This is a genomic window from Curvibacter fontanus (assembly GCF_054780335.1).
In genome coordinates, this window is record NZ_BAAGWN010000036.1 from 1 (window position 1) to 19990 (window position 19990).

The window sequence follows — 19990 nt, forward strand, 5'->3', positions numbered from 1 at the left end:
CTACGTCGCCCATCACAACATCGAACCCAAGCCGTTTATCTGGACCAAGAGCGCGCGCGACATCCTGCAAAAGGTCATTCGAGCCAATAGCCGATTAAGTTCCAGACAGAATGAAACACTACACTAGAAAGACGCCACCGCGCCGTTGGAGCGCGGATCAAAACCGCCTTCGAGCACGCCATTGGGATAGCGCACCAGCATGCCGGCGTGGCCCACGCCTTCGTCCCAGGCGCCGATGGTTTCCACCTCGTGGCCCAGTGCACGCAGCTGCGTCACCACAGCCGGATCGAAGCGGCTTTCGAGCTTGAGCGACTCGCTGGACTGGCCCCAGGTGCGGCCCAGCAGCCAACGCGGCCGCTCGATGGCCTGCTGCGGGTGGTCGCCGTAGCGCATCACGCGGTTGAAGATCGTGGCCTGGGTCTGCGGCTGGCCATCGCCGCCCATGGCGCCGTAGACCATGGTGCCGCCGTCGGCCAGCTGAACCATGGCGGGGTTGAGCGTGTGAAAAGGCTTCTTGCGCGGCTCCAGCCTGTTCACGTGCTTGGGGTCCAGCGAGAAGCTGCAGCCGCGGTTCTGCCAGTTCACGCCGCTCGTGGGCAGCACCACGCCCGAACCGAACTCATGGTAGATGCTCTGGATGAAGGAGACGGCGATGCCATCCTTGTCGATCACGCCCATCCAGATCGTGTCGCCCGGATCGGTCTTCCTGCCCCAGGGCAGCGCCGCGTCAGGCTTGAACTCCCGCGCCAGCTCGTCGATGCGCGATGCCTCCAGCAGCGCAGCCGGCGGCAGGGCCATGAAGTCCGGATCGGTCAGGTAACGGTCACGCACGCGGAAGGCCAGCTTGGTGGCTTCCACCTGCGCGTGGATGAAAGCTGCGCTCTCGGGTCCGGCCTGCTTCCAGCCCGGGAAGCGCTCCATCAACGCCAGGATCAGCAGGGACACCAGGCCCTGCGACGGCGGCACCATGTTATGCAGCTGCGCGCCGGCCACGGGCACGGTCAGCGGGTCGATCAGCTTGGCCTGATGCGCCTGCAGGTCGGCCAGCGTCAGCGGGCTGCCCACGGCGGCCAGTTCGGCCGCCATCTGCTTCGCAAGCGCGCCGCGGTAGTACGCGTCCGTGCCCTTGCGCGCGATCAGCGCCAGCGTGTCGGCCAGGCGCGACTGCTTGAACAGCTGGCCTTCCTGCGGCGCCTGGCCCTGGGTCAGGAAGGTCTGCGCAAACCCCGGGCGGTCCCTGAGTTCGGCCAGCTTGGCCAACGTGGTGCTGGCCTGGCTGCGTGTGACGGGGATGCCCTCACGGGCGAGAAAGATCGCGTCGTCGAGCAGACGGGACAAGGGCAGACGACCGCCGAGGGACTGTGACGAGAGCTGGTACGCCGCGCCCCAGCCGGAGATCGTGCCGGCCACGGTGAGCGCGGCCGTGCCGCCGCGAAACGGAATGCTGCCCGTGATGCCCTTGGCGGCATACCACTCGCGGCTCGCGGCGGCGGCGCTGCGCCCGCTGGCGTCGATGCCGCCCGGACGGTTGCCCGGGCCGTTGATGACCCAGAAGCTGTCGCCGCCGATGGAGTTCATGTGCGGGTAGACCACGGCGATGGTGGCCGCGGCGGCGATCATGGCCTCCAGCGCATTGCCGCCCTCGCGCAGCACGGCCACGGCCGACTCGGCGGCCAGGGAATGGGGGGCCACTGCGATACCGCGGCGACCGTAGATAGATTGAGCCATCAAAACTCCAGACAATAGAAAAGGCCTGCGGCACGCTGCAAGCGCAAGGCGCCACCGCTGAGGTGCCGCCATGCTACCGCGTCGCCGCAGGCCGGTGGAGGGGTCTGTCCGGTGTCAGGCTTTCTTGGCGCCGATCTTGGGCGGGTTGCTGTAAGCGAAGCTGGAGTAGGTGTGCTCGGCAAAACGGTGCCAGAGCGTGATGTCGGCGCGGAATTTCTTCCACGGTTCGTAGATCTTCTTGAAGGCCGGGTTCTTGGCGGCTTCTTCCTCGTACAGGTCGAAGGCCGCGTCCTGGGCCTTGCGCATCAGCTCGACCGGGTAGGCATGCAGCTTGACGCCGTTGCCGACCAGGCGCTTGAGCGCATCGGGGTTCTTGAAATCGTACTTGGCCATCATGTCCAGATTGGCCTCGGCGGCGGCCGCCTCGAAGGCCGCCTGGAATTCCTTGGGCAGGCTGTCCCAGGCCTTGCTGTTGATGTAGAAGGAGTACATGGAGTTGCTCTCCCACCAGCCGGGGTAGTAGTAGTGGGGCGCCACCTTGTAGAAGCCGAGCTTCTCGTCGTCATAGGGCCCCACCCACTCGGCGGCGTCGATCGTGCCTTTTTCCAGCGCGGGGTAGATGTCGCCACCGGCGATCTGCTGCGGCACGGCGCCCAGGCGGGACATGACCTCGCCGCCCAGACCTGCAATGCGCATCTTCAGGCCCTTGAGGTCGGCCGTGCTCTTGATCTCGCGACGGAACCAGCCGCCCATCTGCACACCGGTGTTGCCGCCGGGGAAACTCACGATGTTGTAGTCGCGCAGGAAATCGCGCACCAGTTGCAGGCCGCCGCCGTAGTACATCCAGGCGTTCTGCTGGCGCTGGTTCATGCCGAAGGGCACCGTGGTCTCGAAACCGAAGGCGCGGTTCTTGCCCACGAAGTAGTAACTGGCCGTGTGCCCGATCTCCACGCTGCCGGTCTGCACCGCGTCGACCACGCCAAACGCGGGCACGATCTCGCCGGCGGCGTGTACCGTGATCTGGAACTTGCCACCGGTGATTTCCGCCACGCGCTTGGACAGCACCTCGGCGCCGCCATAGATGGTGTCCAGGCTCTTGGGAAAACTCGAGGCCAGGCGCCAGCGCACCGTGGGGCTGGTCTGCGCGGCCGCGGCCATGGGAAGGGCCAGGGCGGCGCCTGCCGTGCCGGCAGCCACGCTTTTGGAAACAAATGAACGGCGATCCAGTTTCATGGGGAAGCTCCTCAGCTTGTTAAAGAATACTTTCCTGTTTGCAAAGTACATGCCAGATCCAGGGGGCCCTTGGTGCGTGATACGCACCAAGTTGGCGTCATTGGTTTCTATTGGTTGTGAATCAACGCTGCATCTGGAGCCACTGCACCAGTTCGGTCACCACCGTCTCTGTCGCCACGTTGAGCGCCCGCACGCCGCCGGCCGCATCGGCGCTCGGGGCCGGCTGCTGCAACTGCCAGTCGCGTTGGGCCAGCAACTGCTCGCCACCAGCGCTGCGTTGCAAAAGGCTGACCCGCAGGCGCAGCAGGCCGCTGCTTTCCAGCGGGGCCGTGAACAGCTGGCTGAACTCCTCCAGCTCGACATGCACGAGCCGGGGTGCCGATTCACCCGCCGGCGGCAGCGCAAACGAACGCCCCAGGCCCTCGCGCAGGCGCTGCTGCACCAGCTCGGCTGGCGCCATGGCCCAGCGCGACTGGCTGTAGGCGCGCAGCTGCTGCGCATCGGCATAAGCGAGTCGGTACAGCATGGCCGGGCCATCCAGCGCCGGACTGGCTTGCACGCGCAGAGCCAGGACCGCACGCTGGCCCGAGGGACTCGCGGAAGTTGTTGCGACAGGCGGGCCGAAGTCATAGCGCAGCGGCGCCGGGGCGCGCTCAGGCAAAGCACAGGCGCTCAACAGGGTGGCCATCAGCAGCCAGGACCAGCGCGTCACAGCAAACACACCGATGTTCCTCATCTTGCACCTCGCGGCACGGAAAAGCCGGGCTCGCCCGGACCGGGCAGGGCCAGCGCTGGACCGTAGATCAGGGCCTGGGGGTTGTCGTCCAGGCCGGACGCCGCGCGCCCGACCTGGCGCACCGTGCGGGCCGCGTCGTCCAGCGTGCGGTTCAGGCGCGGCAGGCTGGTCTGCTGCACGGTCTGGCCGGTGCTGGCCAGCGCGCCCGCTCCCTGCTGCAACTGGTCCAGCGTGCCGCCGGGCTGCTGCAGGCGCTGCGCCAGGCGGGCGTACGCGTCGGCCGTCTTGCGCACCTGGTCGGCGCTGGCGCCCACGGTGTCCGCCGATACGCGCATGGCCTGGAATGACACGCGCGCCTCCTGCATGGCCGGCGGCACGGCCGCGGCCGCTTCGCTGAGCGCATCGATGCTCTTGCGCAGGGCCTGCTGGTTCTCGGCGGCCAGCAGCTGGTTGACGCGGCGCGTGGTTTCCTCCAGCTGGCCCAGGATACGCTCCCCCTGGCGCGACCACTGGTCCATCAGACCCGGGCGCATGGGGATGCGCGGCGCCTGGCCGCCGGCCACGGCCAGTGGCTCGCGTGACTCGCCGCTGTCGTCAAGCTGCACAAAAGCGATGCCGGTCAGGCCCTGGTAACCCAGGGTGGCGTAGGTCGAGCGGGTGATGGGCGCATCGGCGTCGAGCTCCAGACGCACCAGCACCTGGCCCGGGTTCAGCGGGTCGAAGCCGATGTCGGCCACCTTGCCGATCTTGACGCCGCGAAAGCGCACCGAGGCCTGCGATTGCAGGCCGGTGACGGCGTCGCGCGTGGACAGCTCGAAGCCGCGCACTTCGCCGGCCTGGCGCGTGAGCCAGACCGCCAGCGCCACCAGCAGGGCGGTGACCAGCAGCACGAAGGCGCCGGCAGCCAGCGCGTGGGCCTTGTTTTCCATAAACAGCTTTCTACCTATTTCGGCGAATCATGCAACAGGGTCTGCGCCCGCCGTCCGCGCTCACCGAGAAAGAAGTCACGGATGAAGGGGTGGGGAAATGCCATCACCTCCCGCGGCGTGCCGCTGACGATGACACGCTGCTCGGCCAGCACGGCGACCCGCGTGCTCAGCTCGAAGATCGTGTCGAGGTCGTGTGTGACCATCACCACGGTCAGGTCCAGCTCGTGGTGCAGGGAGCGCAACAGGTCGCAAAACTCGTCGGCGCTGTCCGGGTCCAGGCCGGCCGTGGGCTCGTCCAGCAGCAGCAGGGGCGGGTCCATGATGAGCGCACGGGCCAGCGCCACGCGCTTGACCATGCCGCCCGACAGGTCCGCCGGTTTCTTGTGCGCCTGCGAGGGGTCCAGCCCCACCATCTGCAGCTTGACCAGGGCCGCATCACGCACCAGGTCGGCCGGCAGGGTGCGCAGCTCGCGCAGGGGAAAGGAAATGTTCTCCAGCACGCTGAAGGCCGAGAACAGGGCGCCGTGCTGAAACAGCATGCCCACGCGGCTGGCGGCCCCTGGGGCGCTGAGCTCGGCGGCCGGCCGGCCCAGCACATTGACACGCCCGCGCGCCGGCCGCTCCAGGCCCAGCATCTGGCGCAGCAGCACGGTCTTGCCGCTGCCCGAACCGCCGACGATGGACATCAGCTCGCCGGCTTCGATACGCAGGTCCAGCTGCTTGTGCACCACGGACTTGCGTCCGGCGCTGCGAAACTCCGAGGACAGGCCTGCGATCTCGACCACCGGCGCGGCGCTCATAGACCCACGTCCCGGAACACCACGGCGAACAGCGCATCGACCAGGATGACCACCGTGATCGACACCACCACCGAGGCCGTGGTGCCCTGGCCCAGGCTCTCGGTATTGGGTTTCACGCGCAGGCCGAAGTGGCAGCCCACCAGGGCGATCAGCACGCCAAACGCCACCGACTTGCCCGTGGCCAGCGTGAGGTTGGCAACCTGCACCGCGTCGGGCAGGGCCGAGAGGAAATAGGCCGGCGACACGCCCATGGTCAGGTCGGCCGAGACCATGCCGCCCAACAGCGCGGCCAGCGTGGTCCAGACCGAAATGAGGGGCATGGCCACGGCCATGGCCAGCACGCGCGGCAGCACCAGACGAAAACCGCGCGCGATGCCCAGCACGCGCATGGCGTCGATCTCTTCCGTCACACGCATGACACCGATCTGCGCCGTGATGGTCGAACCCGAGCGCCCGGCGACCAGGATGGCGGCGAGCACCGGCCCGAGTTCGCGGATCACCGAAATGCCCAGCAGGTTGACGATGTAGGGATCCGCCCCGAAGAGGCGCAGCTGCTGCGCCATCAGGTAGGCCAGCACCACGCCGATCAGGAAACCCACCAGCGCCGTGATGGGCAGGGCCGTGGCGCCGATGTGGTGCAGATGGCCCGAGAAATCGCGCCAGGGCCCCAGGCGCGGGCGCCGCAGCAGGCGCAGCAGGTCCAGCAGCAGCTGGCCCGTCAGGCGCAGCAGGCCCTGCAGATGGCCCAGCACCAGCAGGACCTGACTCCCCAGGCGTTCCCACAGGTAAACCGGGCCATGGTGTTCGGACGGTGGCAGGGCCACGGTGTAGCGTGCCACACGCTCGAGCACGGCGCGCTGGGCCGGCAGGGCCTCGATCTGCGCGGGCCAGCGCCGGCCCCAGCTGTTCCACAGCAGTTGGGCCCCGGTGTGGTCCAGGCGTTGGATCTGGCGCAGATCCCAGGCCTGCCCACCCTGGCGCAGGCCCGGCAGTTCGCGCTGCAGTGTCGCCCAGGTCTGCGGCTCGGCCAGTTGCGCCGCCGTCCAATGGCCCTGCAGCGCAACCACCGCCCCCTGCTCCTGGGCATGCCGGCGTAGGCTGGGCGTGGTCTCGGCCATGGCAGCGTGTTGTGGGTGTTTGGAGGTGGAGCCACTATGGTAAGCCAGCCCTGCTGCGGGCAGCAGGGATTTCGCCGCCACAATAGCGGCATCACACGCAGGCCCCAGGAGAGCCCATGAGCGCCACCCCCGCCACCGACGAACTGCTGGTCGAGCCGCGCGGCCCCGTGCTGTGGCTCACCATCCACCGCGAGGCGCGCCGCAATGCGGTCAGCCACGGTGTGCTGGCCGCCATGGCCAGCGCCATCGATGGCGCCCAGCATCAGCGCGAGCTGCGCGCCATCGTCATCACCGGCGCCGGCGCCAGGGCCTTCTGCGCCGGCGCCGACCTGCAGGCCGACCAGGCCTTCACCACCGACTACTCCGAACCGCAGGGTCATGTGGCGCGTGTGCTGCGCGCGGCCAAGGCCAGCACCGTGCCGCTGATCGCCCGCGTCAACGGCGCCTGCATGGCCGGTGGCATGGGCCTGCTGGCCATGTGCGACCTGGCCGTGGCCGCGCGCCACGCCGTCTTTGGCCTGCCCGAGGTGAAGGTGGGCGTGTTCCCGGCCCAGGTGCTCAGCGTGCTGCAGCACCTCGTTCCTCGCCGCAAGCTGGCTGAACTCTGCCTGACCGGTGAGCCGCTGACTTCTGCCGAGGCGCTGGAATACGGCCTGGTGAACTACGTGGATGACGACCTGGACGGCAAGCTGCAATGGCTGCTGGAGCGCCTGCTTGACAAGTCGCCCGCCGCCATCCGCCGCGGCCTCTACACCATGAAGAAGATCGAGGCCATGAGTTTCGAGGAAAGCATGTCCTTCACCGAAAGCCAGATCGCCCTCTTCACGCTGACCGAAGACGCGAAAGAGGGCCAGGCCGCCTTCAAGGAAAAGCGCAAGCCGGCCTGGCCCGGGCGTTGAAGCAGCCACCCAGGCCGGCGCTGGCGCCTGGCCTTTGTTTGACACGCATCAGGCTGCGACAAGACCTGCGACGCAGCATGGCCGGCACATCCATCCCGGAGACCGCCATGACCTCCAGTGCAGTTGCGAGCCGCACCCATGAGCCTTGTAGGCAGGCAATCCATGGTGAGCTTCGGCTTCATCCTGCCGGTCAATGCGCCGCGGAACCTGGTGGCCTATGGCACCGACACCGTTGCGGTGCGCGATTTCGTGCGCACGGGGCTGGTGCTCACGGTGATCGGGTTTGCGCTGGTGTTGTTGCTGAAGGCGACCTACTGGCAGTGGATGGGGTATCTGACGAAGTGAGACTGCAGTAAATCATCGAACCGAGGTCAGGTTTGCATTGGTTGAAATGCAAACCTGACTTTGTGCCTTTATTCTCGTCACTCAGCGACCAAATATTGCTCTTGAAATCAAGAGCACGAGCATGTAAATGGGGAAAAGTGCGACAAGAAGCCGTCCGAGCCGCTTGCGCTTTTCCGCAATTGATCTTTCGCTCTCGGCACAACCTGTGGCTGGGAAATGTGGCCTAGTCTCGCATTAAATCAGGCGCTCAACGCCACACCTGCCCCAGCGCCGCCCAGGCGCTGGCCAGCACCGGCTCCCCGCGGCGCGCGCGCAGGCAGACGAAGCACAGCTGGCAGTCCAGGCTCACACGGTCGGCCACCACCAGGCCGCGCGCCTGGCTCTCGGTGATGGCGATGGACTCGCGCACCAGCGAGAGCCCCACCCCCGAGCGCACCAGGTCCAGCATGGAGGCCTCCTGGTCCACCAGCGCCACCTGGCGCGGCGTGACGCCCAGCGGGCCGAACACGCCCGCCAGCAGGCGGTGATGGGCCGAGGCCGGGGGCGTGGCGATCCAGGGCAGGGCGGCCAGGGCCTTCCAGTCGCGGCCCAACACCTGCTCGCCCCAGCCAGCGGGTGCGAGCACGCGGTAGCTGAAGTGCGAGAGCACGCGCGCCTCATACGGCCCCTCCTGCGTTTCTCCCGGCAAGCCGAGGTAGAAACCGACATCCAGTTCGCCGCGGCCGATCTGCGCCAGCACCTCGCCGCTCATGCCCTGGCGCAGCTCGGTCTCGATCTGCGGCGCCGTTTCCACCAGTTCCTTGAGGAAGGCGCCCAGGCGGATGAACTCGGGGTCGAGGATGGTGCCGATGCGCAGGCGCCCGCGCACCGTGCTGTGCAGGCTTTGTGCGGCCTGACCGAAATCGGCCAGCGCGGCCAGGGCCCTCTCGGCTTGCGGCAGCAGGGCCGCGCCGTCGGGTGTGAGGGCCAGGCCGTGCGGCGTGCGCGTGAAAAGCTGCAGGCCTGTCAGTTCGGCGAGGGCCTTGAGCTGCAGGCTCACGGCGGGCTGGCTCAGGTGCAGGCGGGTGGCCGCACGCGACACATTGCCCTCGCGCGCCACGGCCACGAAAGCGCGCAAGGCCTGGGGTTCGGGTGGCGCGTTCATATTTGGAATATTTATATCACCCTTGAGGGCAACTCATTGGAAAAATACCCGGACTTCCATGACACTTGCATATTCCCAGGAGACTTCATCATGAGCATTACAAATATTGGCCATGCCATTGCCGGCCAGATCACCGCTGGCAGCTCGGGCCGCAGCCAGGACGTCTACAACCCCGCCACGGGCGCCGTCAGCGGCCGCACCGCGCTGGCCAACGCCAGCGAAGTCAAGCAGGCCGTGGCCGCCGCCCAGGCCGCCTTCCCCGCCTGGGCCGAGACCTCGCCGCTGCGCCGCGCGCGCATCCTCTTCAAGTTCCTGGATCTCATGAACCAGCACCGCGACGACCTGGCGCGCCTGATCACGGCCGAGCACGGCAAGGTCTTCACCGACGCACAGGGTGAAGTGACCCGCGGCATCGAGATCCTCGAATTCGCCACCGGCATTCCGCAGCTGCTCAAGGGCGACTTCACCGAGCAGGTCTCCACCGGCATGGACAACTGGACCCTGCGCCAGCCCCTGGGCGTGGTGGCGGGCATCACGCCCTTCAACTTCCCGGTCATGGTGCCGATGTGGATGTTCCCGGTGGCGATAGCCGCGGGCAACACCTTCATCCTCAAGCCCAGCCCGATCGACCCCAGCCCCTCGCTGCTGATGGCCGAGCTGCTGAAGAAGGCCGGCCTGCCCGACGGCGTGTTCAACGTGGTGCAGGGCGACAAGGAGGCCGTGGACGCGCTGCTGGCCCACCATGATGTCAAAGCCATCAGCTTCGTAGGCTCCACGCCGATCGCCAACTACATCTACGAGACCGGCGCACGCAACGGCAAGCGCGTGCAGGCCCTGGGCGGTGCCAAGAACCACATGGTGGTCATGCCCGACGCCGACCTGGACCAGGCCGTGGACGGCCTGGTCGGGGCGGCCTACGGCTCGGCCGGCGAGCGCTGCATGGCGATCTCGGTGGCCGTGCTGGTGGGCGACGTGGCCGACAAGATCATGCCCAAGCTGGTCGAACGCACCAAGGCGCTGAAGATCAAGAACGGCATGGAGCTCGACGCCGAGATGGGCCCCATCGTGACGGCTATCGCGCACCAGCGCATCACGGGCTACATCGAGCACGGCGCCAGGGAAGGCGCCAAGCTGCTGGTCGATGGCCGCGGCTTCAAGGGCTCCGCTGCCGGCACCGGCTGCGACAACGGTTTCTGGCTCGGCGGCACGCTGTTCGACCACGTGACGCCCGAAATGAGGATCTACAAGGAAGAGATCTTCGGCCCCGTGCTGTCCTGCGTCCGCGTGCCCGACTTCGCCACCGCCGTGAAGCTGATCAACGACCATGAGTTCGGCAACGGCGTGTCCTGCTACACGCGCGACGGCCACGTGGCGCGCGAGTTCTCGCACCGCATCCAGGTGGGTATGGTGGGCATCAACGTGCCCATCCCCGTGCCCATGGCCTGGCACGGCTTTGGCGGCTGGAAGCGCTCGCTGTTCGGCGACATGCACGCCTATGGCGAAGAAGGCGTGCGTTTCTACACCAAGCAAAAGTCCATCATGCAGCGCTGGCCCGAGAGCATCGGCAAAGGTGCCGAATTCGCGATGCCGACGAGTAAGTGACCCCCCTGAGCCGGCCCTGAGGCCGGCTTCCCCCGGAGGGGGACGCCACTGGCGGCCCGGCAAAGCCGGTTCCGCGGTGGCCCCGATTAGAAACACAGCGTGTGTTGCTTTGCTTCGAACACGCTGGGAGACCAGGTTATGTCCGAGACAACGTTCGACTACATCATCATCGGCGCCGGCACGGCCGGCTGCCTGCTGGCCAACCGGCTGAGCATGGACGCCAGCAAGCGTGTGCTACTGATCGAGGCGGGGCGCCGGGACGACTACCACTGGATCCACATCCCCGTGGGTTACCTCCACTGCATCGGCAACCCGCGCACCGACTGGCTGTACAACACCGAGCCCGCCGCCGGGCTCAACGGCCGCAGCCTGCGTTACCCGCGCGGCAAGACCCTGGGCGGATGCTCCAGCATCAACGGCATGATCTACATGCGCGGACAATCCCGCGACTATGACGACTGGGCGCGGATCACGGGCGAGGACAGCTGGCGCTGGGAGCACGTACTGCCCTACTTCAAGCACCACGAGGATCACCACAAGGGGGCCGATGCCCTGCACGGCACCCGGGGCGTGCCGACCGAACTGCTCGACACCACGAAGCAGCCGGCCGATCTCTACCGCAAGCTCATGCGCCACCACCAGACCGGCGGTGAATGGCGCATCGAGAAACAACGCCTGCGCTGGGACGTGCTGGACGCCTTTGCGCAAGCCGCGCAGCAAGCCGGCATTCCCGCCAGCGCGGACTTCAACCGCGGCAACAACGAGGGCGTGGGTTATTTCGAGGTCAACCAGAAAAAGGGCTGGCGCTGGAACACGGCCAAGGCCTTCCTGCGCCCGACCTGCTACGGACGCCCCAACTTCGAACTCTGGACCTCGGCCCAGGTGGCGCGCCTGATCGTCGAGACTGCAGCCGACGGCGGCCAGCGGTGCACCGGCGTGCAGGTCTGGACCGGCCAGGAGATGGTGACGGTGAACGCCACGCACGAGGTGGTGCTGGCGGCCGGCAGCGTGGGCTCCACGCAGATCCTGCAGCTCTCGGGCATAGGCCCCGCTGACTTGCTGCGCCAGCACGGCGTGCCCCTGGTACACGCGCTGCCCGGCGTCGGCGCCAATCTGCAGGACCATCTGCAGATCCGCTCGGTCTACAAGGTGCAGGGCGTGAAAACGCTCAACACCATGACGAACAGCCTGTGGGGCAAGGCCATGATCGGTCTGCAGTACGCGATCAAGCGCAGCGGGCCCATGAGCATGGCCCCCAGCCAGCTCGGCGCTTTCACGAAAAGCGACCCGACGCAGGCTTGGCCCAATCTCGAATACCATGTGCAGCCGCTGTCACTGGACGCTTTCGGTGAGCCGCTGCACAGCTTCAACGCCTTCACGGCCAGCGTCTGCAACCTGAACCCCACGAGCCGCGGCAGCATCCGGATCCGCAGCCAGCGCTTCGAGGACGCGCCGGCGATTGCGCCGAACTACCTGAGCACCGAGGAAGACCGCAAGGTGGCGGCCGACTCGCTGCGTGTCACGCGCCGCATCGTGGAGCAGCCCGCCCTGGCCAAGTACCAGCCGCAGGAGTGGAAACCCGGTGTGCAGTACCAGAGCGACGCGGACCTGGCGCGGCTGGCCGGTGACATCGCCACCACCATCTTCCACCCCGTGGGCACCACCCGCATGGGCCGGGCCGACGACCCCATGGCCGTGGTGGACCCGCAGCTGCGCGTGCGCGGCATCCGCGGCCTGCGCGTGGCCGATGCGGGTGTCATGCCCACCATCACCAGCGGCAACACCAACTCCCCCACCTTGATGATCGCCGAGCGCGCGGCGCACTGGATGATCGCCGACGCTGCTGGCTAAGGCATCAGCGTATGCCCCGCACGTAGCGCTGCGCCTCGGCCTCGGCGGCGCCTGCACCCAGCGGCGGCGTCAGCGTCTCCACGAAGGCAACCGGGACGCCCTTGCGGCGGCCCCGATCCCCCGGGGCCAGCGCGGCCTCCAGCTTGTCGGCCCATTCGGCCAGGTCCGGGTGGCCGTCCTCCTGGGCGCTGGTGCGCGCGAAGCGCACGACCTCGTTGGCGTACTCCGTGTTGGAGGCCATCCATTGCGTGTCCGTGACACGGCCGGTCTTGCGCCGCAGCAAGACGTGCAAGTGGGCGGCGATCGCCAGTTTTTCGCTCTCCAGCATAAAAGGCCTGCTCCTGCTGTTGATTCCAATGCGAACGGTGTGAAAGACGCCTAGCTCCCCATGTGCTCACGGTGCTGGGCGATGTCCAGGCCCACCGTTTCGGCCTGCTCGTCCACACGCAGTCCCAGCGTGGACTTGATCAGCAGCAAGAGCACGGCGCTGACGACGGCGCTGTAGGCCAGCACCGCGACCACCCCCACCAGCTGCACCATCACGCTGCCCTCCACGTCCGAAATGACCTTGCTGGCCAGCAGGCCCGTCATGAGCGAGCCGACGATGCCGCCGATGCCGTGCACGCCGAACACATCGAGGGAGTCGTCCGCGCTGAGCACGCGCTTGAGTCCGGTGGCGCCCCAGTAGCAGGCCAGGCCCGCGACGGCGCCGATGACCACGGCGCTGCGCGGCGTGACGAAACCTGCGGCCGGGGTGATGGCCACCAGGCCGGCGACCAGGCCCGAGCACAGACCCAGCAGGGAGGGGCGCCGACGCACCAGCCACTCACCTGCCATCCAGGCCAGGGCACCCGCGGCCGCGGCGATGTGCGTGACCGCCATGGCCAGACCCGCGCGCCCGTCGGACGCCACGGCTGAACCGGCGTTGAAACCGAACCAGCCCACCCACAGCAGCCCGGCGCCGGCCATGGTCAGGCCCAGATTAAAAGGTTCGAAGGCTTCCTTGCCGTAATTCCGGCGCGGGCCCAGGAAGTAGGCGCACATCAGCCCCGACACCCCGGCATTGATGTGCACCACCGAGCCGCCCGCAAAGTCCAGCACACCCATCTGGGCCAGCCAGCCACCGGGCTCCCAGACCCAGTGCGCGACGGGGGCGTAGACCAGCACGGACCACAGGCCGATGAACCACAGCATGGCGGAGAAGCGCATGCGCTCGACGAAGGCGCCCACGATCAGGGCCGGGGTGATGATGGCGAAGGTCAGCTGGAACATCGCGTACACCGACTCGGGGACATTGGGCGCCACATGGCTCACCGCCACCTTGCCGGCGTCCTTCAGATAATCCAGCCCCGCAAAACCGATGCGCCCCAGGCCACCGAGCCACTCTGTGCCCGGCGTGAAGGCCAGGGAATAGGCCAGGGCAAACCACAGGATGCTGACCAGGGCGGCGATCGCCGTCACGCTGGCCAGGGTGTTGATGACACTCTTGCGGCGCACCAGGCCGCCATAGAACAGGGCGATGCCCGGCAGGGTCATGAGCAGCACGAGCGCGGTGGACGTCATCATCCAGGCGGTGTCGGCCCCGTTGATCCTGTCCACGGCCACCAGGCCGGGCCGCGTGAGCGGTGGTTCGGCGGGGGCCGGGCTCGGGCTCACGACAGGCGCCACAGGCGCGGGCGCCGTCTCGGCCACCACGGCAGGGCTGATGGCGATGACCGGCGCACTGGCTGCGGGTTCCGGTGGCACCTGCGCCCACAAATCCCAGCTCAGGCAAAGCAGCAACAGGCCCGAGGCAACGCGTCCAACGATGTGCATTTTTCTTCCCAACCGTGGTTTATGATCCGATCAAGCAAAACCTATGCCACCATGCGAAAGGTCTTGCCGCACGCCCGGGCAAACCCCTATGTCCGCACCTCCTGCCCTGCCTTAAATTACGCCCACTCGCAAGCGCGCCACGAGCGCCGCATGAGAGGAACCGAGGAAGACTTTTCGATCACACGAACAACAATATTGATACCATCCAGAGCAGATGGCGTTCACCAGGCACCGCTAACCCCGGTGCCTTTTTATTTGCAGTTCCCGGTTCTCATGGAATTTTTTCTTGTCACGCTGGCCTCGCTGCTGGCCGGTTTTGTCGATGCCGTCGTCGGCGGTGGCGGCCTGGTGCTGCTGCCGGCCCTCTTCGCCACCTACCCCACGGCACACGCCGCCACCCTGCTGGGCACCAACAAGTCCGCCTCGGTTTGGGGCACGGCCTTTGCCTCGGTGCAGTACGCGCGCCGTGTGGAAATGCGCTGGGGCGCCCTGCTGCCGGCCATGGGCCTGTCCTTTGCCGGTTCGCTGGCGGGGGCCTGGGTGGTCACGCTGATCTCGCCGGACTTCCTGCGCCGGCTGCTGCCGGCCGTGCTGATCGGGGTGCTGGCCTACACGCTGATGAAGAAGGAACTGGGACGCCACCATGCGCCGCGTTTCACCGGCCGCCAGGAGCTGCTGGCCGCGGGCAGCGTGGGCGGGGTGATCGGCTTCTACGACGGCTTCTTCGGCCCGGGCACCGGCAGCTTCTTTGTCTTCCTGCTGGTGCGCTGGCTGGGGTATGACTTCCTGCACGCCTCGGCCAGCGCCAAGCTGCTCAACCTCAGCAGCAACCTGGCCGCGCTGATCCTGTTCGCGTTCAAGGGTTACGTCTGGTGGCATTTCGCGCTGGCCCTGGCCCTGGCCAACGTCGTCGGCAGCCTGCTGGGCACGCGCATGGCGCTCAAGCACGGCGCCGGCTTCGTGCGCGGCGTCTTCATCGTGGTGGTCAGCGCGCTGATCCTCAAGACCGGCTACGACGCCTTCCTGCGCCAGGTCTGAGCAGGCTCAGGGCTCGACCGGCACCAGCACGCCGGCCCGGCCCTTGGGCGGCCAGGCCACCTCGGCCGCCAGGCGCGGCTTGCCGATCGGGAAGGCCGCGCGGCCCTGCTTGACGGCGGCCAGGTCTTCCTCGCTCGGGTACTGGCCCAGCAGCCAGTAGTCGAAGACGCGCCGCGCCATGGGGGCGGCATGCTCGGCGCCGAAACCGGCGTTCTCGACAATCACCGCCAAAGCGATCTTGGGATCGTCCACCGGCGCAAAAGCCATGTACAGCGCGTGGTCACGCTGGTGCTCTTCCATCTTGCGCGCGTCGTACTTTTCCTTCTGGCCTATGGTCACCGCCTGCGCCGTGCCGGTCTTGCCCGCGCTGAGGTACCTGGCGCCGATGAAGGAACGCGCCGAGGTGCCCTCCTGCGTCACGGCCGCCAGCGCCCGGCGCACGATGGCGAGATTCTGCTGCCCGTAGTGCAGGTCCTCGGGCGGCTTCTTGGCCACGTCCTGCGTCACCTGGCTGCCGGCATCCTGCGTCCCGATGACCAGATGGGGCGTGTACTTGATCCCGTTGTTGGCCAGCGCGCCCGTGGCCGTGGCCAGCTGCAGCATGGTGAAGGTGTTGTACCCCTGGCCGATGCCCAGTGAAATGGTCTCGCCGGCGTACCACTTCTTCTGTTCGGGCCGCTTGTAGGTGCGGCGCTTCCACTCCTGGCTGGGCAGGACGCCGCGCACCTCGCCCTGGATGTCGATGCCGGTGAGCTGGCCGAAACCCAGGGGCTTCATGAAATCGTGGATGACGTCCACACCCAGGTCGTTGGCCAGGGAGTAGTAATAGACATTGCTGGATTTGACGATGCTGCGGTGCATGTCCACCGGCCCCAGGCCGCCGTCGCCGTGGCTGCGGAAGGTGTGGTCACCGAAGGTCCAGGAACCCCCGTCGTAGATGATGGTGCTGGGCGAGCGCTTGCCGGTCTCCAGCGCCGCCATGGCCATGAAGGGCTTGTAGGTCGAGCCCGGCGGGTAGGTGCCGCGCAGGGCCCGGTTCAGCAGGGGCTTCTCGATCGATTCGTTGAGCGCCTGCCAGGATTCGGAGTCGATGCCTTCGACGAACATGTTGGGATCGAAGGTCGGCTTGCTCACGAAGGCCAGAATCTCGCCATTGGTGGGATCCAGCGCCACCAGCGCGCCACGGCGCTGGCCGAACATCTCCTCGATCAGGTTCTGCAGCTTGATGTCGATGGACAGCACCACGTTGTTGCCGGGTTTGGCCGAACTGCTCGCGAGCTTGCGCACGGCGCGCCCGCCGGCCGAGGTCTCCACACGCTCGAAGCCGGTGATGCCGTGCAGGTGCTTTTCGAAGCTCTGCTCCACGCCGAGCTTGCCGATGTAGTCGGTGCCGCGGTAGTTGGCCTGGTCCTCGTCGTCCCACTCCTCCTGCTCCTTCTTCTCGGCCGGGTTGATGCGGCCGATGTAACCCACCACATGGCTGCCGAGTTCACCCCAGGGGTAGTTGCGGAACAGGCGCGCGCGGATGTCCACGCCGCTGAAGCGGTAGCGCTGCACCGCAAAACGCGCCACCTCCTCGTCGGAGAGGCGGGTGCGGATGGGCAGGGACTCGACGCCCTTGGTTTCTTCCATCAGCTTGCGGAAACGGCGCCGGTCGCGCGGCGTGATGTCCACCAGATCGGCCAGCTCGTTGATGGTGCGCTCCAGGTTGTCCACCTGGGCCGGCGTGATCTCCAGCGTGTAGGCCGAGTAGTTCGTCGCCAGGGGGATGCCGTTGCGGTCCAGGATCAGGCCGCGCGTGGGCACCAGGGGCACGACCGTGGTGCGGTTGATCTCGGCCCGTTCCTGCAGCTCGGCATGGCGCACCACCTGCAGATAGACCAGGCGGAAGAGGAGGATCAGGAAACAGGCGAAGACCAGCAGCGAGACGACCAGCACACGCGCACGGAAGCGATGCAGGTCGGCTTCGACGTTGCGCAGTTCGGTCATGGTGCCAGGACGGATAAGTAGCTAACCGGTTCGCCGCCGGGCCGCCCTAAGGCGAACCAGCCCCGTGCTCAAGCGAAGCGCAGGACAGACCTGCTCAGGGGGCAGCGCAGTACACGCAGTGACAAGCGTGGGGGCCATGTTACAGCGGCCGGTTGGCGTCGGGATCTGGCGCGCGCCGCTGCGGCAGCAGCAAGAGGAGGGAAGCCAGCGGCCACAGCAGCGCCTCGATCAGCGGCGCCAGCAGGAGGGCAAAACCGGGGAAATTGCCGCCTACCATCAGGCGCACGGCCAGGGCCACCGCATGGGCCGCAATGAGCAGGGGCAGAACGTGCAGCGCCTGCGAGGCCAGCGTGAACCACAGGAGCCGGCGATGGATGGCGATGGCCAGGAAATTCAGCACCGCGTAGGACAGGGCGTGCTGTCCCAGCACGCTGCCCTGGTGCACGTCCATCAGCAGGCCGAACACGAAGGCGGCGCCGATGCCGATGCGCTGCGGCTGGTGCACGCCCCAGAAGACCAGGGTCAGGGCCAGCAGGTCCGGCGCCCAGGCCACACGCCCCCAGAGCGCGATGTTGAAGAGCAGGTTGAGGCCGAAGGCGCCCAGCAGGCTGCCCCAGATGAACAGCGGGTTGGCAGGCAGCAGCAGTTGCTGGCCGGGGCGCATGATCATTTCTGCCCCCCTTTGCCGCTGTCCTTCTTGGCCGGTTTCGCAAGGAGCTGGGCCTTGTCCTGCGGAGGCCGAGCGGGCTGCTGGCCCACCAGGGTGGGCAGCACCAGCACCTGCGAGGCGCCGGCCACGCGGGCCTGCGGCACGCAATAGATGAGGGCGAAGGGCAGTTCCACGCGGCGCTCGACCTTCTCGACGCGCGCCACCGGCAGGCCCGGCGGGAACACGCCGTCGATGCCGCTGGTGGTCAGGATGTCACCGGGCTGCACGTCGGCATTGCTGCCCATGTAGCGCAACTCCAGGGCCCCGCCGTGCAGGCTGGGGTCACCAAAGGCCACGGCGCGCACGCCGGTGCGAATGTTGAGCACGGGGATGGCCTGGTCGGCGTCGATCACCAGCGTCACCTCGCTCAGCGAGGGGTAGACCCGGGTCACCTGGCCCAGCACGCCGGACTCGTCCAGCACCGGGGAGCCTGCGCTCACGCCATGGATCAGGCCCTTGTCGATGATGACCTTGTGGGCATAGGGATCGGCCGCGTCGTAGAGCACCTGCGCGGCCAGGCCCGGCGTGGGCATGCGCTGGCGCAGCTCCAGCAGCTGGCGCAGACGTTCGTTCTCCTGGGCCAGCTGGTCGAACTGCTGCACGCGCGGCGACTGCAGGCGCAATTGCTCACGCAGGGTGGAGGCGTCGTCCTGCGCACTGCGCAGCGACTGCACCTGGCGAAAACCGTCACGGGCCCAGCTCACCGGCTGCAGCAGGGCCCACTGCACGGGATAAAGCACCGAGGCAATGGTCATGCGCACGGGCCCCGTCAGCTGGAAGCGTGTGTCGGCCACCATGAGGAACAGCGCCATGGCGCTGAACAGCATGAGCTTGGACAGAGCCGAAGCGCCCTGCCGGAAAAAGGGTGGGGGAGTTCTTTCCAGCGTACCGAAAGGCATCGCTGTACCTGCCGCTTATTCGTTCGTGAAGATGGCGCCCAGACGGTCCATGCGTTCGAGTGCGATGCCGCAGCCGCGCACCACGCAGGTCAGCGGGTCCTCGGCCACCAGCACCGGCAGACCGGTCTCCTCGGACAGCAGGCGGTCCAGGTCGCGCAGCAGGGCGCCGCCGCCGGTCAGCATCATGCCGCGGTCGGCAATGTCGGCGCCGAGTTCGGGCGGGGTCTGCTCCAGCGCGTTCTTGACGGCCGAGACGATGTTGTTGAGCGGGTCGGTCAGCGCTTCCAGGATCTCGTTGGAGGAAATCGTGAAGCTGCGCGGCACGCCTTCGGACAGGTTGCGGCCGCGCACTTCCATCTCGCGCACCTCGCTGCCGGGGAAGGCCGAGCCGATGTTCTTCTTGATCGCCTCGGCGGTGGGTTCGCCGATCAGCATGCCGTAGTTGCGGCGGATGTAGTTGATGATGGCCTCGTCGAACTTGTCGCCGCCCACGCGGACCGAGCCCTTGTAGACCATGCCGCCGAGCGAGATCACACCCACTTCGGTGGTGCCGCCGCCGATGTCCACGACCATGGAGCCGCTGGCTTCCGAGACGGGCAGGCCGGAGCCGATGGCCGCGGCCATGGGTTCCTCGATCAGGTAGACGTCGCTGGCGCCGGCGCCCAGGGCCGACTCGCGGATGGCGCGGCGCTCGACCTGGGTCGAGCCGCAGGGCACGCAGATGATGATGCGCGGGCTGGGCTTGAACACGCCGCGCGGGTGGACCATCTTGATGAACTGCTTGAGCATCTGCTCGGTGACGGTGAAGTCGGCGATCACGCCGTCCTTCATCGGGCGGATGGCCTCGATGTTGCCGGGAACCTTGCCCAGCATGGCCTTGGCTTCGCGGCCCACGGCCTGGATGGTCTTCTTGCCCTGCGGACCACCTTCGTGGCGGATCGCCACCACCGAGGGCTCGTCCAGGACGATGCCGCGGTCGCGCACGTAGATCAGGGTGTTGGCCGTGCCCAGGTCGATGGCCAGGTCAGTGGAGAAATACTGACGGAAAGCTCCAAACATTATTCGTTCCTCTCTGAGGGCACGACCGAGCTTCGCTCGACCGTCGCCCGGTGCGCAGGATGCGCGGTTGTGACTCGGTGCGCGGCACCGCAATTC

General features: G+C 67.3%; 18 protein-coding genes. 5 read left to right on the top strand and 13 right to left on the bottom strand.

What is annotated here, in order from left to right:
* Nucleotides 1-123: 123 nt before the first annotated feature.
* From ACYVH8_RS13160 to ACYVH8_RS13185, 6 genes are all read right to left on the bottom strand, one after another.
* On the bottom strand, nucleotides 124-1728 hold the full coding sequence (locus tag ACYVH8_RS13160; RefSeq protein WP_460489271.1) for a gamma-glutamyltransferase family protein: 1605 nt from the start codon (nucleotides 1726-1728) through the stop codon (nucleotides 124-126).
* A 114-nt stretch (nucleotides 1729-1842) separates the two neighbouring features.
* Nucleotides 1843-2955 (bottom strand): TRAP transporter substrate-binding protein, encoded by a 1113-nt coding sequence (locus ACYVH8_RS13165; protein ID WP_460489299.1) that lies wholly within the window; start codon nucleotides 2953-2955, stop codon nucleotides 1843-1845.
* 127 nt (nucleotides 2956-3082) lie between these two features.
* A complete protein-coding gene (locus ACYVH8_RS13170; RefSeq protein ID WP_460489272.1) occupies nucleotides 3083-3697 on the bottom strand; it encodes an ABC-type transport auxiliary lipoprotein family protein in 615 nt (204 codons plus the stop codon).
* Entirely contained in the window at nucleotides 3694-4626 is a 933-nt protein-coding gene (locus ACYVH8_RS13175) for an MlaD family protein (protein WP_460489273.1), read from the bottom strand. Before ACYVH8_RS13175 ends, ACYVH8_RS13170 begins: the two co-directional genes overlap by 4 nt.
* A 14-nt stretch (nucleotides 4627-4640) precedes the next feature.
* Entirely contained in the window at nucleotides 4641-5426 is a 786-nt protein-coding gene (locus ACYVH8_RS13180) for an ABC transporter ATP-binding protein (RefSeq protein ID WP_460489274.1), read from the bottom strand.
* Complete coding sequence (locus tag ACYVH8_RS13185) at nucleotides 5423-6544, bottom strand: MlaE family ABC transporter permease (protein ID WP_460489275.1); 1122 nt, start codon at nucleotides 6542-6544, stop codon at nucleotides 5423-5425. Before ACYVH8_RS13185 ends, ACYVH8_RS13180 begins: the two co-directional genes overlap by 4 nt.
* 116 nt (nucleotides 6545-6660) lie before the next feature.
* Between ACYVH8_RS13185 and ACYVH8_RS13190 the strand changes: the two genes are divergently transcribed.
* Both ACYVH8_RS13190 and ACYVH8_RS13195 read left to right on the top strand, forming a co-directional pair.
* Complete coding sequence (locus ACYVH8_RS13190) at nucleotides 6661-7443, top strand: enoyl-CoA hydratase/isomerase family protein (RefSeq protein ID WP_460489276.1); 783 nt, start codon at nucleotides 6661-6663, stop codon at nucleotides 7441-7443.
* A 138-nt stretch (nucleotides 7444-7581) separates the two neighbouring features.
* Nucleotides 7582-7788 carry an anion permease gene (locus ACYVH8_RS13195; RefSeq protein WP_460489277.1) on the top strand — a complete coding sequence of 69 codons (207 nt, stop codon included), beginning with the start codon at nucleotides 7582-7584 and terminating at the stop codon, nucleotides 7786-7788.
* Nucleotides 7789-8035: 247 nt separating this feature from the next.
* Here ACYVH8_RS13195 and ACYVH8_RS13200 read toward each other — a convergent pair whose 3' ends face one another.
* Nucleotides 8036-8932 (bottom strand): LysR family transcriptional regulator, encoded by an 897-nt coding sequence (locus tag ACYVH8_RS13200; protein WP_460489278.1) that lies wholly within the window; start codon nucleotides 8930-8932, stop codon nucleotides 8036-8038.
* A gap of 90 nt (nucleotides 8933-9022) precedes the next feature.
* Between ACYVH8_RS13200 and ACYVH8_RS13205 the strand changes: the two genes are divergently transcribed.
* Complete coding sequence (locus ACYVH8_RS13205) at nucleotides 9023-10534, top strand: CoA-acylating methylmalonate-semialdehyde dehydrogenase (RefSeq protein ID WP_460489279.1); 1512 nt, start codon at nucleotides 9023-9025, stop codon at nucleotides 10532-10534.
* Between the two features lie 138 nt (nucleotides 10535-10672).
* Nucleotides 10673-12385 (top strand): GMC family oxidoreductase, encoded by a 1713-nt coding sequence (locus ACYVH8_RS13210; RefSeq protein ID WP_460489280.1) that lies wholly within the window; start codon nucleotides 10673-10675, stop codon nucleotides 12383-12385.
* Between the two features lie 4 nt (nucleotides 12386-12389).
* Here the strand turns inward: ACYVH8_RS13210 and ACYVH8_RS13215 are convergent, their stop codons facing one another.
* Nucleotides 12390-12713, bottom strand: a complete 324-nt coding sequence (locus ACYVH8_RS13215) for a hypothetical protein (RefSeq protein WP_460489281.1) — start codon at nucleotides 12711-12713, stop codon at nucleotides 12390-12392.
* Between the two features lie 50 nt (nucleotides 12714-12763).
* Entirely contained in the window at nucleotides 12764-14200 is a 1437-nt protein-coding gene (locus tag ACYVH8_RS13220) for an ammonium transporter (protein WP_460489282.1), read from the bottom strand.
* Between the two features lie 273 nt (nucleotides 14201-14473).
* Here ACYVH8_RS13220 and ACYVH8_RS13225 point away from each other — a divergent pair, with 273 nt between their 5' ends.
* On the top strand, nucleotides 14474-15238 hold the full coding sequence (locus tag ACYVH8_RS13225; RefSeq protein ID WP_460489283.1) for a sulfite exporter TauE/SafE family protein: 765 nt from the start codon (nucleotides 14474-14476) through the stop codon (nucleotides 15236-15238).
* A gap of 6 nt (nucleotides 15239-15244) precedes the next feature.
* Here ACYVH8_RS13225 and mrdA read toward each other — a convergent pair whose 3' ends face one another.
* The 4 genes from mrdA to ACYVH8_RS13245 form a co-directional block, all read right to left on the bottom strand.
* Entirely contained in the window at nucleotides 15245-17227 is a 1983-nt protein-coding gene (gene mrdA, locus ACYVH8_RS13230; RefSeq protein ID WP_460489284.1) for a penicillin-binding protein 2, read from the bottom strand.
* A gap of 139 nt (nucleotides 17228-17366) precedes the next feature.
* On the bottom strand, nucleotides 17367-17897 hold the full coding sequence (mreD, locus tag ACYVH8_RS13235) for a rod shape-determining protein MreD (RefSeq protein WP_460489285.1): 531 nt from the start codon (nucleotides 17895-17897) through the stop codon (nucleotides 17367-17369).
* Nucleotides 17894-18835 carry a rod shape-determining protein MreC gene (mreC, locus tag ACYVH8_RS13240; protein ID WP_460489286.1) on the bottom strand — a complete coding sequence of 314 codons (942 nt, stop codon included), beginning with the start codon at nucleotides 18833-18835 and terminating at the stop codon, nucleotides 17894-17896. Before mreC ends, mreD begins: the two co-directional genes overlap by 4 nt.
* Before the next feature lie 15 nt (nucleotides 18836-18850).
* Entirely contained in the window at nucleotides 18851-19894 is a 1044-nt protein-coding gene (locus ACYVH8_RS13245; RefSeq protein WP_057674180.1) for a rod shape-determining protein, read from the bottom strand.
* Nucleotides 19895-19990: the final 96 nt, after the last annotated feature.

Coding starts and splice junctions, on each gene's coding strand:
- ACYVH8_RS13160 (WP_460489271.1), bottom strand. CDS start 1,728: ATGGCTCAATCTATCTACGGTCGCCGCGGTATCGCAGTGGCCCCCCAT.
- ACYVH8_RS13170 (WP_460489272.1), bottom strand. CDS start 3,697: ATGAGGAACATCGGTGTGTTTGCTGTGACGCGCTGGTCCTGGCTGCTG.
- ACYVH8_RS13175 (WP_460489273.1), bottom strand. CDS start 4,626: ATGGAAAACAAGGCCCACGCGCTGGCTGCCGGCGCCTTCGTGCTGCTG.
- ACYVH8_RS13180 (WP_460489274.1), bottom strand. CDS start 5,426: ATGAGCGCCGCGCCGGTGGTCGAGATCGCAGGCCTGTCCTCGGAGTTT.
- ACYVH8_RS13185 (WP_460489275.1), bottom strand. CDS start 6,544: ATGGCCGAGACCACGCCCAGCCTACGCCGGCATGCCCAGGAGCAGGGG.
- ACYVH8_RS13190 (WP_460489276.1), top strand. CDS start 6,661: ATGAGCGCCACCCCCGCCACCGACGAACTGCTGGTCGAGCCGCGCGGC.
- ACYVH8_RS13195 (WP_460489277.1), top strand. CDS start 7,582: ATGAGCCTTGTAGGCAGGCAATCCATGGTGAGCTTCGGCTTCATCCTG.
- ACYVH8_RS13200 (WP_460489278.1), bottom strand. CDS start 8,932: ATGAACGCGCCACCCGAACCCCAGGCCTTGCGCGCTTTCGTGGCCGTG.
- ACYVH8_RS13205 (WP_460489279.1), top strand. CDS start 9,023: ATGAGCATTACAAATATTGGCCATGCCATTGCCGGCCAGATCACCGCT.
- ACYVH8_RS13210 (WP_460489280.1), top strand. CDS start 10,673: ATGTCCGAGACAACGTTCGACTACATCATCATCGGCGCCGGCACGGCC.
- ACYVH8_RS13215 (WP_460489281.1), bottom strand. CDS start 12,713: ATGCTGGAGAGCGAAAAACTGGCGATCGCCGCCCACTTGCACGTCTTG.
- ACYVH8_RS13220 (WP_460489282.1), bottom strand. CDS start 14,200: ATGCACATCGTTGGACGCGTTGCCTCGGGCCTGTTGCTGCTTTGCCTG.
- ACYVH8_RS13225 (WP_460489283.1), top strand. CDS start 14,474: ATGGAATTTTTTCTTGTCACGCTGGCCTCGCTGCTGGCCGGTTTTGTC.
- mrdA (WP_460489284.1), bottom strand. CDS start 17,227: ATGACCGAACTGCGCAACGTCGAAGCCGACCTGCATCGCTTCCGTGCG.
- mreD (WP_460489285.1), bottom strand. CDS start 17,897: ATGATCATGCGCCCCGGCCAGCAACTGCTGCTGCCTGCCAACCCGCTG.
- mreC (WP_460489286.1), bottom strand. CDS start 18,835: ATGCCTTTCGGTACGCTGGAAAGAACTCCCCCACCCTTTTTCCGGCAG.
- ACYVH8_RS13245 (WP_057674180.1), bottom strand. CDS start 19,894: ATGTTTGGAGCTTTCCGTCAGTATTTCTCCACTGACCTGGCCATCGAC.